At 72.2% G+C, this 15,337-nt stretch carries 20 protein-coding genes; 11 read left to right on the top strand and 9 right to left on the bottom strand.

Annotated elements, in window-relative coordinates:
• Positions 1-156 precede the first annotated feature (156 nt).
• On the top strand, positions 157-948 hold the full coding sequence (locus tag ACFWA7_RS30695) for an SDR family NAD(P)-dependent oxidoreductase (protein ID WP_385542210.1): 792 nt from the start codon (positions 157-159) through the stop codon (positions 946-948).
• Between the two features lie 23 nt (positions 949-971).
• The gene (locus ACFWA7_RS30690) at positions 972-1,358 is read left to right on the top strand and encodes a signal peptidase I (protein WP_385826362.1); all 387 of its coding nucleotides are present in this window, start codon (positions 972-974) and stop codon (positions 1,356-1,358) included.
• 40 nt (positions 1,359-1,398) lie between these two features.
• On the opposite strand, the gene ACFWA7_RS30685 is transcribed toward ACFWA7_RS30690, so the two are convergent.
• Positions 1,399-1,785, bottom strand: a complete 387-nt coding sequence (locus ACFWA7_RS30685; RefSeq protein WP_385542214.1) for a MerR family transcriptional regulator — start codon at positions 1,783-1,785, stop codon at positions 1,399-1,401.
• Between the two features lie 135 nt (positions 1,786-1,920).
• The gene (locus ACFWA7_RS30680) at positions 1,921-2,490 is read right to left on the bottom strand and encodes a PadR family transcriptional regulator (protein ID WP_385542216.1); all 570 of its coding nucleotides are present in this window, start codon (positions 2,488-2,490) and stop codon (positions 1,921-1,923) included.
• A 188-nt stretch (positions 2,491-2,678) separates the two neighbouring features.
• On the opposite strand from ACFWA7_RS30680, the gene ACFWA7_RS30675 reads away from it, so the two are divergent.
• A complete protein-coding gene (locus ACFWA7_RS30675) occupies positions 2,679-3,416 on the top strand; it encodes a 2OG-Fe(II) oxygenase (protein ID WP_385826359.1) in 738 nt (245 codons plus the stop codon).
• 48 nt (positions 3,417-3,464) lie between these two features.
• Here the strand turns inward: ACFWA7_RS30675 and ACFWA7_RS30670 are convergent, their stop codons facing one another.
• Both ACFWA7_RS30670 and ACFWA7_RS30665 read right to left on the bottom strand, forming a co-directional pair.
• Positions 3,465-4,286 (bottom strand): VOC family protein, encoded by an 822-nt coding sequence (locus ACFWA7_RS30670; protein WP_385826356.1) that lies wholly within the window; start codon positions 4,284-4,286, stop codon positions 3,465-3,467.
• Positions 4,287-4,505: 219 nt separating this feature from the next.
• Positions 4,506-4,832: a plasmid stabilization protein gene (locus ACFWA7_RS30665; RefSeq protein WP_385542266.1), complete on the bottom strand. Its 327-nt coding sequence runs from the start codon at positions 4,830-4,832 to the stop codon at positions 4,506-4,508.
• Between the two features lie 242 nt (positions 4,833-5,074).
• Between ACFWA7_RS30665 and ACFWA7_RS30660 the strand changes: the two genes are divergently transcribed.
• Entirely contained in the window at positions 5,075-6,271 is a 1,197-nt protein-coding gene (locus ACFWA7_RS30660; RefSeq protein WP_385542222.1) for an alpha/beta hydrolase family protein, read from the top strand.
• Between the two features lie 30 nt (positions 6,272-6,301).
• On the opposite strand, the gene ACFWA7_RS30655 is transcribed toward ACFWA7_RS30660, so the two are convergent.
• A complete protein-coding gene (locus ACFWA7_RS30655; RefSeq protein WP_385826353.1) occupies positions 6,302-6,601 on the bottom strand; it encodes a DUF2087 domain-containing protein in 300 nt (99 codons plus the stop codon).
• 227 nt (positions 6,602-6,828) lie between these two features.
• On the opposite strand from ACFWA7_RS30655, the gene ACFWA7_RS30650 reads away from it, so the two are divergent.
• Entirely contained in the window at positions 6,829-7,797 is a 969-nt protein-coding gene (locus tag ACFWA7_RS30650) for a helix-turn-helix domain-containing protein (RefSeq protein WP_385542226.1), read from the top strand.
• On the opposite strand, the gene ACFWA7_RS30645 is transcribed toward ACFWA7_RS30650, so the two are convergent.
• Positions 7,757-9,133 (bottom strand): AMP-binding protein, encoded by a 1,377-nt coding sequence (locus tag ACFWA7_RS30645; protein ID WP_385542228.1) that lies wholly within the window; start codon positions 9,131-9,133, stop codon positions 7,757-7,759. The genes ACFWA7_RS30650 and ACFWA7_RS30645 overlap by 41 nt on opposite strands.
• A 730-nt stretch (positions 9,134-9,863) precedes the next feature.
• Between ACFWA7_RS30645 and ACFWA7_RS30640 the strand changes: the two genes are divergently transcribed.
• Positions 9,864-10,004 carry a hypothetical protein gene (locus ACFWA7_RS30640; RefSeq protein ID WP_385826350.1) on the top strand — a complete coding sequence of 47 codons (141 nt, stop codon included), beginning with the start codon at positions 9,864-9,866 and terminating at the stop codon, positions 10,002-10,004.
• A gap of 112 nt (positions 10,005-10,116) precedes the next feature.
• Here ACFWA7_RS30640 and ACFWA7_RS30635 read toward each other — a convergent pair whose 3' ends face one another.
• Complete coding sequence (locus ACFWA7_RS30635) at positions 10,117-10,449, bottom strand: methyltransferase domain-containing protein (RefSeq protein ID WP_385826347.1); 333 nt, start codon at positions 10,447-10,449, stop codon at positions 10,117-10,119.
• A 315-nt stretch (positions 10,450-10,764) separates the two neighbouring features.
• Here ACFWA7_RS30635 and ACFWA7_RS30630 point away from each other — a divergent pair, with 315 nt between their 5' ends.
• A complete protein-coding gene (locus ACFWA7_RS30630; RefSeq protein WP_385542233.1) occupies positions 10,765-11,652 on the top strand; it encodes a peptidoglycan-binding protein in 888 nt (295 codons plus the stop codon).
• A gap of 65 nt (positions 11,653-11,717) precedes the next feature.
• Here the strand turns inward: ACFWA7_RS30630 and ACFWA7_RS30625 are convergent, their stop codons facing one another.
• The gene (locus ACFWA7_RS30625; protein ID WP_385542235.1) at positions 11,718-11,846 is read right to left on the bottom strand and encodes a hypothetical protein; all 129 of its coding nucleotides are present in this window, start codon (positions 11,844-11,846) and stop codon (positions 11,718-11,720) included.
• Here ACFWA7_RS30625 and ACFWA7_RS30620 point away from each other — a divergent pair.
• From ACFWA7_RS30620 to ACFWA7_RS30605, 4 genes are all read left to right on the top strand, one after another.
• Positions 11,845-12,696, top strand: a complete 852-nt coding sequence (locus tag ACFWA7_RS30620) for an NAD(P)H-binding protein (protein ID WP_385542237.1) — start codon at positions 11,845-11,847, stop codon at positions 12,694-12,696. The two genes, ACFWA7_RS30625 and ACFWA7_RS30620, sit on opposite strands and share 2 nt — an antisense overlap.
• Positions 12,697-13,013: 317 nt before the next feature.
• Complete coding sequence (locus ACFWA7_RS30615) at positions 13,014-13,733, top strand: hypothetical protein (RefSeq protein WP_385826345.1); 720 nt, start codon at positions 13,014-13,016, stop codon at positions 13,731-13,733.
• Positions 13,730-14,251, top strand: a complete 522-nt coding sequence (locus tag ACFWA7_RS30610) for a SixA phosphatase family protein (RefSeq protein ID WP_385826342.1) — start codon at positions 13,730-13,732, stop codon at positions 14,249-14,251. The genes ACFWA7_RS30615 and ACFWA7_RS30610 overlap by 4 nt, the downstream gene beginning before the upstream one ends.
• A gap of 177 nt (positions 14,252-14,428) precedes the next feature.
• On the top strand, positions 14,429-14,596 hold the full coding sequence (locus tag ACFWA7_RS30605; RefSeq protein ID WP_385542243.1) for a hypothetical protein: 168 nt from the start codon (positions 14,429-14,431) through the stop codon (positions 14,594-14,596).
• A 53-nt stretch (positions 14,597-14,649) separates the two neighbouring features.
• Here ACFWA7_RS30605 and ACFWA7_RS30600 read toward each other — a convergent pair whose 3' ends face one another.
• On the bottom strand, positions 14,650-15,213 hold the full coding sequence (locus ACFWA7_RS30600) for a dihydrofolate reductase family protein (RefSeq protein WP_385826339.1): 564 nt from the start codon (positions 15,211-15,213) through the stop codon (positions 14,650-14,652).
• Positions 15,214-15,337: the final 124 nt, after the last annotated feature.

Here is a 15,337-nt window from a genome sequence, read left to right as displayed (position 1 = left end):
AGCCGTATTGGATCATTCCAGACCTATGGGTGGATACTTCTCAGATCCATCCGAAAGTACACAAAAGTGTCATTCAAGTGGCGGGTGTGACGCGCGGGTGTGACGCAGGACTGCCAGGGGGCGGGGCGTACGAGGGCCATACGAAGGGGAGTGGGCATGTCGTCGGCGTTACTGGACGGTCGGGTGGCTCTGGTCACGGGTGCGAGCCGGGGGATCGGTGCCGCCGTGGCCCGGGCGCTGGGGGCGCACGGGGCGGCCGTGGCCGTGAACTACCTGCGCAGCGCCGATGCGGCCGCGGGCGTGGTCGCCGACATCGAGCAGTCCGGCGGCCGGGCCGTGGCGGTGGCGGGGGACATGAGCGACCTGGAACAGGTACGGGCCGTGGTGGCGGCGAGCACGGCGGCGCTGGGCGCGCCGGATGTCCTGGTCTGCAACGTCATGGTCGGCACCGAATCCGTCGCCGCGAGGGCGGGGGCGGCCGGGAGCTTCATCGACACCCCGGAGGGCATCGCCTCGGTCCGGGACGCGGTCGCCTCCCAACTGGACGCGACGCTCGCCTGCTGCCACGCCGTCGTCCCCGCGATGCGGCGCCACGGCGGCGGCTCGATCGTCCTGATCGGCGCCTCAGCCACGCACAACCCCTATCCCGTACCCGTCGAGATCACCGCGGCCAAGAGCGCCCAGGACGCGATCGGCCGGGCGCTGGCGCGGGAGCTGGCCCCCGACAACATCCGCGTGAACACGGTCGCCCCCGGCTTCGTCCCCACCGACGCCAACGCCGGCCCGGGCCGGGCGGCCCTGATCGCCCACGTCGCCGCCGGCACACCGCTGCCCGAGCCGATCCGGGCGGAGGACGTGGCCGACGCGGTGGTGGTGCTGGTCAGCGACCTGTCGAGGAAGGTCACGGGCACGTTCCTGCCCCTGGACGGCGGCCGCACGCTCATCTGAGGCGGCGGTTAGGGTTCGACACCATGAACGACGACGTGGACGCCCTTCCCGCCGACGGGGTGTACGTGGGCAACGCGGGCAAGGACGCCGCGCTCGACCGGGGTTGGCTGCTCGGGCACTTCAAGGACGCCGGGGATCCGCGCCACAGCGACGCCGTGGAGATCAAGTGGGGCGTCCACCCCCGTGGCGACGAGCGGGCGCAGTGGGTGAGCGGTGAGGAGCGCACGGCGCTGCTCGTCCTGATCAGCGGCCGCTTCCGGGTGGAACTTCCGGGCCGCACCGTGACGTTGGCGGAGCAGGGCGACTACGTCGTGTGGGGCAAGGGGGTGGACCACTCCTGGCACGCGGAGGAGGAGTCCGTCGTACTGACCGTCCGCTGGCCCTCGGTGCCGGGTTACCAGGTCGGCTAGCCGAAGCCGACCAGCTCCGCAGGACAGACCCTGGGCGACCCTAGGCGTGCTCGGCCGCGGGCGTGCCGCTCTTGGGGCGTACCGCGTCGAGGTACTCGGCCACCGCGTCCCTGTTGCGGGTCAGGCACTTGATGCGTGCGGTCATACGGTCGCGCTGGAGCTCCAGGGTGGTGATCATCTCCGGCGTCGCGTCGGAGAAGTGGATGACCCGGGGTTTGTCCAGGCACGGCAGGATCTGCTTGATGATCCTGGTGGGAAGACCGGCGTCGAGCAGCCCTCTGATCTGCATGACCCGGTCCACGGAGGACTCGTCGTACTCGCGATAGCCGTTCGGCGTGCGCTCGGCGAGGATCAGTCCCTGCTCCTCGTAGTACCGCAGCAGCCGGCGCGGCGTGCCGGTGCGCTCCGACAGCTCTCCGATCCGCATCCCGTCCCCTCCAGATCCTGTGGGCCACCGTCACGTCAAGACCATCACACGGATGTCATGGTTTGAGCATACGCCCACGTCACACGGCATCCGATGGGGCGGCGCCGGTCATCGGCCGCCGCAACCGCCATACGTTCAAGACCGCTTGGCCACGGCCGCGCGCTGGTCCAGGACCGCGAGAACTCGCTCCGCCCAGCGGATGTTCTCCTCCTCGAACACGCGGCCCCTCATCAGGGTCAGATAGGGACCGACGCGTTCGGCGCGGGCCAGGTACTCGTCCTCGGTGCGCCCGTCGAGCAGGCGGTGCCGCAGCCTTTCATAGCGGGCCAGCTTGGCCCGGGCCCACTCCAGCCGCTCCGCGACCGCGCCCCGTACGGCTTCGGTGTCGCCCGCGTCCACGGCCTGCACCTTGACCAGGAGCTCGTCGCGGATCGCGCTGGGGCGCGGAGACTCGGCGGTGAAGGAGCGCAGGGCCGCGTAGCCCGCGTCGGTGAGGGAGAACAGACGCTTGTTGGGCCTGCGTTCCTGATGCACGAGCCGCGCCTCGACCAGGCCATCGGACTCCATCCGCTCCAGCTCCCGGTAGAGCTGCTGCGGGGTTGCCATCCAGAAGTTGGCGACGGACGCGTCGAACCCCTTGGCCAGGTCGTACCCGGAAGCCTCGCCCTCCAGGAGCGCCGCGAGAACGGCGTTGCGCAGTGCCATCGCGCCAAGCTATCACTTTCTTCACTAGGCAATTAGGTGAGTAATCGACGTGTTTGAGATCGGTTGAGATCGAGTGACGCGGGGACCGCAGCGCTCGTCGCGGCCTCGCCGCGTGCCCCCGGACGCGGCCGCACCGTGGCGTCCGAATCCCGCCAGCAGCCCCTGTCGCGAAGCGCCACCCTCGCCCTATGAACACGAACAACGCCACGCACCTGGCGGGCCGCCCGGCCGACCGTGTCGCGGCGGTGGCCTGGCCCGCGCTGGCCGAAGAGCTCGACGAGCACGGCAGCGCGCCCACCGGCCCGCTGCTCACCCCGGACGAGTGCCACCGGCTCGCCGCGCTGTACGACGAGGGCGAGCACTTCCGTACGACCGTCGACATGGCCCGGCACCGCTTCGGCTCCGGGCAGTACCGCTACTTCACCCACGACCTGCCCGACGTCGTCGCCGACCTGCGCGCCGCGTTCTATCCACGGCTGCTGCCCATCGCGCGCGAGTGGGCCGCGAAGCTGGGGCGTCCGGCGCCGTGGCCCGACGCGCTGGGGGAGTGGCTGCGGATGTGCCACGACGCCGGGCAGGCCAAGTCCGCCCAGATCCTGCTGCGTTACGGGCCCGGCGACTGGAACGCCCTGCACCGCGACGTGTTCGGCGAGGCCGTCTTCCCGCTCCAGGTCGTCATCGGCCTGAACGCGCCAGGAACCGACTTCACCGGCGGGGAGTTCCTCATGACCGAGCAGCGGCCCCGCGCGCAGTCGAGGGGGTCGGCCGCCACCCTGCGGCAGGGCCACGGGCTCGTCTTCACCACGCGCGACCGGCCGGTGCGCTCACAGCGAGGCTGGTCGGCGGGCCCCATGCGGCACGGGGTGAGCACGGTCCGCTCCGGGCGACGGCACACCCTGGGGCTCGTCTTCCACGATGCGCTGTGATGCCGGTGATCCCGGCGCCTGCCGTACCCCGGCTGCCGGGGCGCACGGTCACGTCTTCTGTCGCGCCACCGCGCGCGTGTTGACGGTGAACGTGGCGCCGTCGGGGTCGCGGATGGTCGCCCAGGGGCCGTTGGCGGCCGTGCCCTGGGCGATGACCATGCCGCCGTGGGCGCGGGCGGTGGCCGTCTTGGCGGGGACGTCCGTGGTGACGAAGTGGACCTCCCAGTGCGGCCGGATGGTGGGGTCCGGTGCGGCTTCCAGGGCGCCGGAGCTCAGGCGCGCCACGATGTGGCCGCCGTGCCGCAGGACGACCTCCTCGGCCTCGTACTGGACGTCGCAGCAGCCCGGCCGTTCGTCCGCCCAGTCGAGGACCTCGCCGTAGAAGATCGCTGCTTCGAAGGCGTTACGGGTACGCAGTCGCAGCCAGGCCGGCTCGCGGTCGCGCCAGGACTCCCAGTCGTCGACGAGTTTGCCCTGCCAGATGCCGAAGACCGCGCCGTCCCGGTCGGCGGCGAGCGCGCCGCGCCCCGTCTGGAACGCGACCGGGCCCACGGCGACCGTGGCGCTCCGCTCGCGGATGCGCGAGGCGGTCGCGTCGGCGTCCTCGACCGCGAAGTACGGCGTCCAGGCCACGGCCACCTGGAGCGCGGGCGCCAGGGCTCCTATCCCGGCCACGGGCTCGCCCTCGTCCAGCGCCACCCGGAACTGTTCGCCGAGCCGCCCGGTGCGGAACGTCCAGCCGAAGACGGCCCCGTAGAAGTCGAGCGCGGGCTCCAGCTCGCGCGCCATGAGGCTCACCCAGCACGGTGCCCCGAGCACTGCCGCACTCGACGAGGCCTTGCAGTCCGGGACCGTGGTTGTCCTGTCCATCGCTGATGCCGATCGCTAGCGCTTGGCGGCTTCCTGCGTCACCATTTTCCCGCAGAACGGGCACCCTGCACCCAGCCGCTTTGGTGGGGGTGTCGTTACACAGTGTAGTGGCTACGCTGCGTATGGTGCCGCTCACCGTATCGGAGGTCCGTATCGGCAGCCGTATCCGGCCGTCCCGGAGGGAGGCCGGGCCGTCCTCCGCCGTCCCCGCCCGATGGCTCACTTGTCGTCGAGGGCCCGCTTGAGCTGGGCCTTGTTCATGTCGGACCGGCCGTGGATGCTGCGGCGCCGGGCCTCGGCGTAGAGCTGGTCGTACGTCGGCCCCTCGGAGCCGCTGTGCGAGCGCCGGCCGCCGCGCCTGGAGGACGACATGTCCTGCGTGGAGCTCTTGCCGGCGGTCTTCGACTCACCGGAGCGCGCACGCTCCTTGTTGACCGTGCGGGCGGCGATCTCCTTCGCCCGCTTCGTGCTCTCGCCGCGCTCTTCGGCACTCTCCTTGATGTGCTCGTACTGGCGTTCCCGCTTGGGGCTGGATCCACGGGGCATGACGACTCCCTGGGTCTTTCGTGTTTCTGTGTCGATCCGGGTACCCCGATTCGGGTGTAAGTGGCACCCGAATCACCTTCCGTCGTCACACGGCCCGCCGCAACCGGTCCCAGAGGCGGAGTGATCATGCGAGCCCACCTCCGGGTGGAGGCGAGAGGCAACCCTCGGGTGGACGCGGCGGCCTGCGAATAGCGACCAGAGGACGACGCGCACGCCCGGCCCGGCGCTCTACCGTCGAGAGCATGATCGGACGCACCCGGGCGGCCACGGCCGTCGCGCTCTCCTTCGCTCTCGCGCTGCCCGTCGTTGCCGCGAGTGCCGCTTCGGCGGCGCCGCAGTCATCGGCGTTACCCCCAGCGGTGTCGTCGGCGCCGGCCGATCTCGCCGCCGGCCGCCTGCAACTGCCGCGCCCCACCGGTGAGTACGGGGTGGGCAGTTCCGTGTTCCACCTGGTCGACCGGTCGCGTACGGACCCGTGGAAGCCCGGCGCCGGCGCGCGCGAGCTCATGCTCACGCTGCACTATCCGGCGGCGCGGCCCGGCCCGGGACGCCCGGCGCCGTACGCCACCACCGAGGAGACGGCCCTCCTGGTGAAGGGCCTCGGCATCGAAGCGGCCGTGCCGGCGGCGCAGTTGAGCGCCACGCGGACCAACAGCCGCCCCGACGCGCGGCCCGCGCGGGGGAGTTACCCCCTGATCGTGCTCTCGCCCGGCTTCGGCGTGTCCCGCTACACCCTGACCAATCTCGCCGAGGACCTCGCCAGCAGGGGCTATGTGGTCGCCTCGCTGGACCACGCGTACGAGTCGTACGGCATTTCCGTCCCCGGCGGCCGGACCCTGACCTGTCTGGCCTGCGACGCGGTGGGCGACGGCGGTGTGCCGGGCGGCGTCGTCACCGCGACGCGCGCCAAGGACGTCTCCTTCGTCCTCGACCGCCTCACCGGACGCCATGCGATATGGCGGTACGCCGACATGATCGACAAGCGGCGCGTCGGCATGGCCGGGCACTCCATAGGCGGCGCGAGCGCGGCCACGACGATGCTGGAGGACCGGCGGGTCGGGGCCGGGATCAACATGGACGGGGCGTTCTGGGACGCCCTGCCCGCGGGAGGGCTCGGCGGGCGCCCGTTCATGATGCTCGGCACGGATGAGCACCGGCCCGGCGGCGAGGACAAGACCTGGGACCGGGCATGGCCGACGCTCGGCGGCTGGAAGCGCTGGCTGAGTGTGGCCGGATCGGAGCACTTCAGCTTCTCCGACAGCCCCGCCATCGAGGAGCACTTCGGGCTGCCCCAGCCACCACTGCCCGCGCGGCGCGCGATCGACATCACGCGTACGTACGTGGCCGCGTTCTTCGACGAGCATCTGCGGGGGATACCGCAGCCGGTGCTCGCCGGGCCGACGGCCGGGAACCCGGAGGTGAGGTTTGAGAACCCCTGAAGCGCCGGGGCCGGGCCGATGCCAGACCGGTTACGCCGCCCGCTGGTAGCCGGCGCCGTCGCGGGTGCGGGTCAGCAGGCCCGCCGTGATCAGGTAGCGGCGCAGCGCCGGGAAGTCGTCGTGGACCGTGAGCAGCGCCTCGTTGACCTCGCGCTCGGTGTACCGCCGTCCCGGCTCGAAGAGGGTTTCCTTGAGGTGGACGAGCAACTGCTCACGGCGGGCCACCTTGCGGGGGATCGCCGTCAGCCGGCCGTGGGAGAAGAGCGCGGCCACGGCTGGGGAGCCGCCGGTGATGTTCACTGACGTGTCGCTGGCGGTGTTCTCTGACATGGTGCGAAGCCTTCCCCATGGGTCGGCCCGCGGGCAACGGAATTTGGCCCGCGCCGAGGTGGGACGACCGCCGCGACGCTCTTCGCGGCATTTTCGACGCGTTCCGGATTCGGGTGGGACACGGCAGGTGAACGGCGGTGGATGGCCGACGACATGCTCGACGCTAGGCGAACACGTGTGCCATGCTCGCGCCGCACCGGACATCTGGCACAACAGGGGGGTGTGGGATGGGTCTGACGAGCGAGTTCACCACCGCGGTCGTGGCGCCGGCCGAGCGGTTCGCGCTGTGGACCGAGCTGGCCGCCCAGTCCCATGTGCGCAACTGGCTGCGCAGCGAGTGGGCCGAGGACTTCCACGCCCGGCTGCGCGTCCTCGACCTGGGCGATGTGCGGGTGTCGACGCTGACATACCCGAGCCTGGAGATCACTCGTACGCCCAAGCTGATACGGCAGGACGACCCCGAGGTCTACCAGGTCAACGTCCTCAGGTCGGGCAGCGGTCACGCCGCGCAGAGCGGGCGGGCGGCGGCCGTGCGCGCCGGAGAGCTGGTCCTGGTGGACAGCAGCCGCCCGTTCGAGGGCGGGTTCGACGGCGAGTTCTCGTCGATGACGGTGGTGCAACTGCCCCGGACCCGGCTGCCGCTGCCCCAGGACGCGGTCCAGCGCGTCACCGCGACCCCGATCGCGGCGGACCGGGGGATGGGCGGGGTGTTCGGGCGCTGGCTCGCCGACCTCGACGCCCGCGCCGACGAGTGCGCGCCCGCCGACATCCCGGCCCTGGCCTCGGTGACGGTGGACCTGCTCGCCGCCGTGCTGGGGCGCCGTATGGCCGTCGAGGACGAGATGACCCCGGAGTCGCGCAAGCAGGCGCTGCGCGTGGAGGTCTGCGACTTCATCAACCGGCATCTGAGCGACCCCTCCCTCTCGCCCGCGACGGTCGCCGCCGCACACCGGATATCCCTGCGCCACCTCCACCAGATCTTCGACTCGCGCGGTACGACGGTCGCCGCGTGGATCCGGGCCCGGCGGCTGGAGTGCTGCCGCCGGGACCTGGCCGACCCGGCCCTGCGCCGCCGCCCGGTGTACGCGATCGGCGCCCGCTGGGGTTTCATCGAGCCGTCCCACTTCAGCCGCGCCTTCCGCGCGGCGTACGGGATCAGCCCGCGTGACTACCGCGATGCGGTCCGGAATCGCTGAGCGGGTCGTCCATACGGGAGTGGTAGTAGAGAAAGCCGTACTCGTCGGCCCAGCAGGCGTCGCCCGTGAAGGTCCAGCCGTTGCGCACGGTGTCCTGCTGGCGTACGTCGTCGAGGTAGCGGCAGCCCGTGGGCCCCTTGACGGCGAGGGCGCCGACCTGGCCGTACGGGAGGGGGCGCCCGGAGCCGTCGACGATCGCGGTGAGATAGCCGGGGACGGCCCGCCCGATCGCGCCGGGGCGGGACCAGGCCTCCTCGCCGCGCATCGAGACGAAGACGTGGAGCATCTCGGTGGAGCTGAGCCCGTCGATCACGCTGTTGCCGGTCCGCTGCTTCCATCTGCGGCGCGTCTCGGTCGGCAGCGCCTCCCCGGACGAGACGCACTCGCGCAGCGAGGCCAGGTCGTACGGGGAGGTGTCGGCGCAGATCGCCTGGTAGCGGGCGGGCCCGCTGAAGCAGACCGTGGCACGGAACTCTCCGATGGCGCGGGCGAGTTGGCGCGGAGAAGAAGTGTCGAGCAGCACCGTCGAGGCGCCGATGTGCAGGGGGAAGAGGAGCAGTCCGCCCAGCCCGTAGGTGTCCGCGAGCGAGGGGGTGCCGATGAAGCGGTCGTCACCGGTGGCCCTCAGGACGTGCTGGGGAAAGGAGTTGCACGCGGCCATCACATCGCGGTGCGAGTGCACCGTGGCCTTGGGCATCCCCGCGGCGCCGGAGGTGAAGGCGATCAGGCAGGGGTCGGTCGCGGCGGTGTCGACCGGGAGCGACCAGTCGGGCTTTTCCGCCATGGCCCGTTCCAGACCGGCCTCGGCGCCCGCCCCGCCACGGAAGAACATCGTCCGGGGCATGCGCCCGGTCGACTCCAGCCCGGACCGCAGGCCGGACTCGCACAGGGCGTGCGTGACCCGGGCCTTGTCGATCACATGGGTGAGCTCCTCGGCCCGCAGCGTGGGCGCCGTGGCCACGACCACCCCGCCCGCCCGCACCACCGCGAGCCAGATCGCCGCCAGCAGCGGTGTGTTGGCGCCGCGCAGCAGCACCCGGTTGCCCGGCACCAGGCCCATGTCCTCGGTCAGGACGTGCACAACGCGCGCCACGACCGCGGTGAGCTGCTCATACGTCCAGCGCAGGCCGTGCGGGGACAGCACGGCGGTCCGCTGTGCCCGGTCCAACGAACCTCCCCCCTCCAGGAGTTCCCACGCGCAGTTCAGCCGCGCGGGGAAGCGCAATGAGGGCATGCCGAGGAGCAGGTCGGGCTGGAGCGGCCCGGGTGGTAGGTGGTCCCGTACGAAGGTGTCCGCGTGGGCGGATCCGTGGTCTGCTTGCGATGGGGTGTTCAACTGCCTGCCCCCTCCTGGTCGGCTTGTGCCTCATTCAACGAGGGCCGACTAGAGATGTCCTTGACGATCCGCGCGCGCTCCTTGCCGGATCGTGCACAGAGCGACGATTGAGGCGGGTGGGGCGGGGGTTGCCGAAGTCGCGGGAGAGCGGTGCTCGTCCGCCGGGCGCCCGCTCCCGGGCGCTCTTGACGTGTCGTCACCCCGCCAGCACCCCGGCTCATGCCGGGGAGGCGGGGCCCGGGCGAGGGGGGACGCGTGGGAGCTCATCACGCGCGGCGGGGCGATCCGTCGTTGCTGCTGGTCACCGACAGGTCGGCGTGGGGCAAAACTGGTCGGGCGGTTCGCCCGGGCGGCCGGTGCGGCCGTCTCCCACGTGCTGTGGGAGCACGGCGACCCGGGTCACCCAGGACCCGCTCGGCGGCTGGGAGGGTGACTGGATAGCCGGCTTCAAGGCCGACTGCGTCCTGTCCGGCCAGGATCTGAAGCGCGCCCGGCGTGGCGCCCTCAACTTCCCTCCAGGGCCGCCCGGCATCCGGGGCGTGGGGATGTACGAGGTGGCGCCGGCGCGGTCGGCGGAGACCTTCGGGGTGACCTGCCACCACATGGTCGAGCGGGTGGACGCCGGGCCGATCGTCGAGGTGGAGCGCGCTTCCCCGTCGCGCAGCACGCCACGGCCGCCGCGCTGTGCGAGGAGGCGGCCGCCCGGGCGTGTCTGCTGTATCTGCGGTTCATGCCCCTCGTCCTGGAGGGCGCCGAACTGCCCGTGTCGACGGAGGAGTGGCGCGGCCCCCTGTACACCTGGGCGCAGCTGCGCCGCCGCTTGTGGCCGGATGTGCAGGGCGTCACGGAAGTGAAGGGCGTGACGGGGTAAACCACGCTTTCCGGTGGATCTGGTGGCTCAGGAGAATGGATTGCTCGCGGAGAGTGACCGCTAGGGTGATCTTGACGCGTGTGCTGTGCGCGTCGGTTGCTCTTCGAAAGGGTTATGTTTCCACGGCACGCCGGGCGGCCACGGCACGCCGGGCCACGGCACGCCGGGCCACCGCTCGCCGGGCCACCGCGACCATGCCGGGCGAGAGGTCGATGCCGCACGCGTCGAGGCCGAGCGCGTGCAGATGCGCGGTCACGCGGCCCGGGCCGCAGCCGAGTTCGACGACCGGGCCGATATCGTCCGCCCGCACGCGGTCGGCGAACGCGCCCAGCATCGCCCGGTCCAGCGGGCTGCCCGCGAGCGAGTCGCGCAGGAGCTCGTGGTAGTCGACGGCGACGGTGTCGTACGACGCCCTCGTGGTGTCCAGGTACGTGGGTTCAGCCATGGTCGACGACCCTGACGCGCGGGCTCAGGGCGACGGCCGCGCGGGTTCGCGTGCCGGGCGATGTGAACGCGGCTGGTAATGCCCTTGTCAAGGAGGCCCGTCGAGTCGTTTCGGCGGGGCCGTTGCGCGCAACACTGTTGATGACAGGCCAACTTCGCCTCGACCACCGGCTGGTCGACGGAGAGTCACGGAAGACCTCGGGCTGGACGCGCCCGTGGGGGCCTTCGGCTTCGACGTCATCAGCCGGCCCCCCACCCATTCCCCCCACCCCCCCCACGGGCCCCGCACGACCGGGGCTCTGCTCTGGAGGCACCGATGCCAGACCTCTGGCTGCCCGGCGCACAACGGATCGACGTGGGCGACCACGCCCCCACCGACAGCGCCTACCCCGCCAAGGCGATCGCCCACATCACCTGGGACAAGAACGCCACCGCCGCCAACCCGCAGGACCAGGTGCCGTACGGGAACCTGCAGGATTGGTTCGGCCGCAACCCCGAGGGCAGACCGTCCGCCCCCCATCTGCTCTGGTCGCCCTTCACCGGCGCGTTCACCCAGTTCTTCCCGGCGAACTCGCGCTCCAAGTCGCTGGTCGACTTATCCGGCGGCACCCGGACCAACAGAGCGGGCACGGTGGTCATCCAGATCGAGTCGCACTTCTTCCCGTACTGCAGGGTCGGCGGCAAGGTCTACGCCCGCCTCGTCGACACCCCCTGCGCCGGCTGGGCGACGCTGAACGCCTGGGTGCGCTCCTGGGGCGTGCCCGACACCTGGCCCATGGGGCGGCCGGTCGACTTCACCTCGCACCGCGACGAGCACGTGTGGGAGACACGGGGCGGCTGGTACGGACACCAGCAGGTGCCGGAGAACACCCATCAGGACCCCGGCTCCTGGCCCGAGTTCACCGGAGCTCCGCCGAAGGCGAAGGTCTCGCTGGCCCATGTGGTCGCCGCGGCCAGGCGCGACCCCGGCCTCCCCCAGGGCGGCGCCACGTACAAGGCGGAGGTCCTGGTCGTGGAACGCGCCCTGCAAGCCGAGGGGCTGCTCAGCGCCACCTGGGTGGACGGCTCCTTCGGCACCAAGACGAAGACGGCGTACTCCGCCTGGCAGAGGCGGTGCGGTTATTCGGGCCCGGACGCGGACGGGATCCCCGGCCGTGACTCGCTCACCCGGCTCGGCGGCCGCCACGGCTTCACGGTCGTCTGACACCGTCCGTTCCCCGGGAGCACCACCGAACCGTACGGTGCACGGCTCCCGTTGGGCCGGACGGCTCACAGGTCCCGGCGGTCGATCACGACCACGGCGACGACCGCCGAGACCACCGCCCGACGGGAGGGAGGGTGCGACATCGGCCCGGGGGCTGTGGAATATCCCGGAAGCCGGCCGGTTGAGCTGATCATGAACAGGATTCTGGTGACCGGCGCGACCGGCAATGTGGGACGTCAGGTGGTCGCGCAACTCGTGGCCGAAGGCATCGGCGTACGGGCGTTGGCGCGTCGGCCGCAAGCGGCCGGGGCACTGGACGGCGCCGAGGTCGCGACGGGGGACCTGGCGGAGCCGGAGTCACTGGAGGCGGCACTGACGGGCATCGACACGGTGTTCCTGATCTGGCCGTTCCTCACCACGGAGGGCGCGCCCGCCGTCCTGGAGGCGATCGGACGGCATGCGCGCCGGATCGTCTACCTCTCGTCGTCGGGCGTGCGCGAGGACGCGGGCCGGCAGAGCGATCCGATCAACCAACTCCACGCCGACATGGAGGCCTTGATCGAGGGGTCCGCACTGGAGTGGGCCGTCCTGCGGTCGAACACGATCGCCTCCAACACGCTCGGCTGGGCCGCGCAGATCCGGAGCACCGGTGCGGTGCGCGGCCCCGGCATCGCGCCCACCGCCGTGATCCACGAGCGTGATGTCGCGGCGGTGGCGGTACGGGTGCTGGCCGATACCGGGCAGGGGCAGGCGGGGGTGAAGCACGTCCTGACCGGCCCGGAGGTCGTGAGCAGAACCGAGCAGGTGCGGGCGATCGGCGAGGCGATCGGGCGCCCGCTGCGGTTCGAGGAAGTGCCCGTGGAGATCGCCCGGGAGCAGATGCTCGCGGACGGCCGCCCGCCCGCCCTCGTGGAGGCCCTGCTGGCGAGTGCCGAGAAGCGGTCGCGGTCGGACCTGGTCACCGGCACGGTGGAGGAGATCACCGGGAAGGCGGCGCGTACGTTCCGGGTCTGGGCGGGCGACCACGCCGACGACTTCCGCTGAGCCGCGCAGCCGCAGCCGTGGCCGTGGCCGGCCGCACTCATGCCAGTCGCCGGCCACGGCAGCTGGACCGGGCGGGCCTCGATGCGCTCGCGCACCTCGGGCGAGCCGAACCCGCAGGTCGATGCGGCGCGCCGGCCGCGTGGAGCGCTTCCAGCGCCGCTACGGGGGCACGCCCCGGTGTGCTCCGCCCACCCCCGGGCGCCCGTCGCCCGCCCCGTACGCACGAGACGCCGCTGATGCGATCGTTTTCGGGCACGTGGCGGGCGCGGTGGCACTAGTCCCTGCCACTGAGCGGGTGAACGCATAGGCTCGGTGGTGTGCTGCGAATCGTTGATCATCTCGTCGGCCGGGGGCCGCTGCGGATCTGTGCGCATGTGCCGCAGGCCGGCGGTCCGGGCGACCTCACCGGGCTGCGGGTGCTCCTGGCCGCCGATGTGCTGGCGCGCGTCGTCGAACTGCGCGGCCGGGCCGTCCTGACGGGGCGGACCGGACCGCGCGTCCCCGACGCCGTCGCCGCCGGCGTCCACCCCGCCGACGCCGAGGGCACCCCGGAGGAGATCGCCGACGCCCTGGGCGGCCCACCGGCCGTACAGCTCACCAGCCGGGCGTACGAGGGCGGGGGCGGCGCCTTCATACGGATCGCGGAGGCGCGCGCGAGCGGGAGCACGGACCTGGAGGGGGACGCGCTCGCCGTACGCCTGTTGCTGCTCGACCGTCCGTACCACGAGCCCGTCGCGGTCACGGCCGAAGCCGTCGAGGGCGCCGAACGGCTCCTCGCCGAGTGGCGGCGGGCCGTCGCCGGGTGGGCCGAGGAGCCGTCCAAGCCGCTCCGGGCCGACCTGGAGCGCACGGCCCGCGACGGGCTGGAGGACAGCCTCGACACCGCCGCCGTGCTGCGGATCCTGCGCGAACTGGCGGCGGACGCCGACGTACCGGCGGGCGCCAAGTTCGAGACGTTCGCCAGGCTCGACCGCGTCCTCGGCCTGGAGCTGACCCGCGAGATCGGCAAGGCGCCCGCCGACGGGGCGCGGACATGAGCCCGCTGCGGCGGCTGGTGGTCCTGCGCCACGCCAAGTCGGCGTGGCCCGAGGGCGTGGCCGACCACGCCCGGCCGCTCGGGCGGCGCGGGCTGCGCGACGCACCGGCCGCCGGGCGGTGGCTGAGCGCGGCCGACTGCCTGCCCGACCTCGTCCTGTGCTCCACCGCCCGCCGCGCCCGCGAGACCTGGGAGCTCGCGGCGGCCGAGCTGGGCAGCCCGCCCCCGGTCCGCCACGACCCGCGGCTCTACGCTGCCGACGCCCGCGGCCTCCTCGACGCCGTGCGCGAAGGGCCCGCCGACATCGAGACGTTGCTCCTGGTCGGCCACAACCCCGGCGTCCAGGACCTGACCCTGCTGCTCACCGGGGAGGCGCTCGGCGAGAGCCTGGACCGGGCCGGGAGCAAGTTCCCCACCTCGGCCATCGCCGTGCTCACCTGGCGCGGCTCCTGGTCGGACCTCGCGCCCGGTGCCGCCCTGCTCACCGACTTCGCGGTGCCGCGCGGACTCCGTCCCTGAACGACGCGCCGGGCGCGGGGAGCGCAGGAGCAGGACCGGGAACGACGCGCCGGGCGCGGGGAGCGCAGGAGCAGGACCCGCCATCGGAGTGATGAATCGTTTCGGTGCGCTGCTGGAGCGGGGGCGGCGTGATGGAGTCGCCGCATCCGGCAGGCCCCTGGGAGAGGACGGAGCGCGATGCAGTACGGCTGTCCTGACTGTGACGCCCTGCGCGCCGAAGCGCGCCGGCCGGGCGCCGATCTCGCCGACCTGCTGCACCGCGTACAGCTCCATGAACTCGACTCGCACCCGCCCCGGGCGGCCGCCCCGCCGAAGCGTGAGCAGGGCCGCAAAGGGCGGGCCTGAGGCCTGAATCGTCCCGGCCGGTGTCCCGGGCCCCGGCGACCGGGACGGGATGCTCAGGCGGCCCGCTCGTAACGGAGCAGGACGACTCCGTTGCCGAACGCCCGGCTCTCGGTGAGCCGGAGCGGAACCACCGCGTCGGAGGACGGGAACAGGGGCTTGCCCCGCCCGATGAGGACGGGGTGGACGTACACCCGGAACTCGTCGACCAGGTCGTGGCGCAGGAAGGTCGCGGCGAGGTCGGGGCCGCCCAGCACCAGGTCGCCGCCCGGCCGGGCCTTGAGCGCCCGGATCTCCTCGGGGACGACGTCCCGCACGATCGTGGTGTTCCAGTCGGCCCGCTCCAGCGTCCGCGAGAACACGAACTTCGGCATGTCCAGCCAGATCCGGGCGAACTCCCTCATCGGCGCGGTGTTCGCCGGATCGGCGTCGGCGGTCGGCCAGACCCCGGCCATCAGCTCGTACGTGACACGGCCTTCGAGGAAGCCGCCCATCGACCGGAGCTCGTCGTTGAAGTGGCGGTGCAGCTCGTCGTCGACCCGATGCCAGTCGATCTGACGCTCCGGTCCCTCGATGAATCCGTCCAGGGACACGGACATCATCAGGATGATCTTCCTCAAAGCGGCCTCGCCGAAGTCAGCCGGGACGGGTACGGGCGCGACGATACGCCCGTGGCGGCGACTGCGGTGGGACCGCTGAAGGCCGGATCACTCGAAGTCGGATCGGTGGAAGTCGACGCCGGCC

The organism is Streptomyces sp. NPDC059994 (assembly GCF_042737755.1).
Lineage (GTDB): Bacteria > Actinomycetota > Actinomycetes > Streptomycetales > Streptomycetaceae > Streptomyces.
Note: the sequence above shows the minus strand (reverse complement) of the source record. Positions and strands in the feature narration are given on the sequence as shown.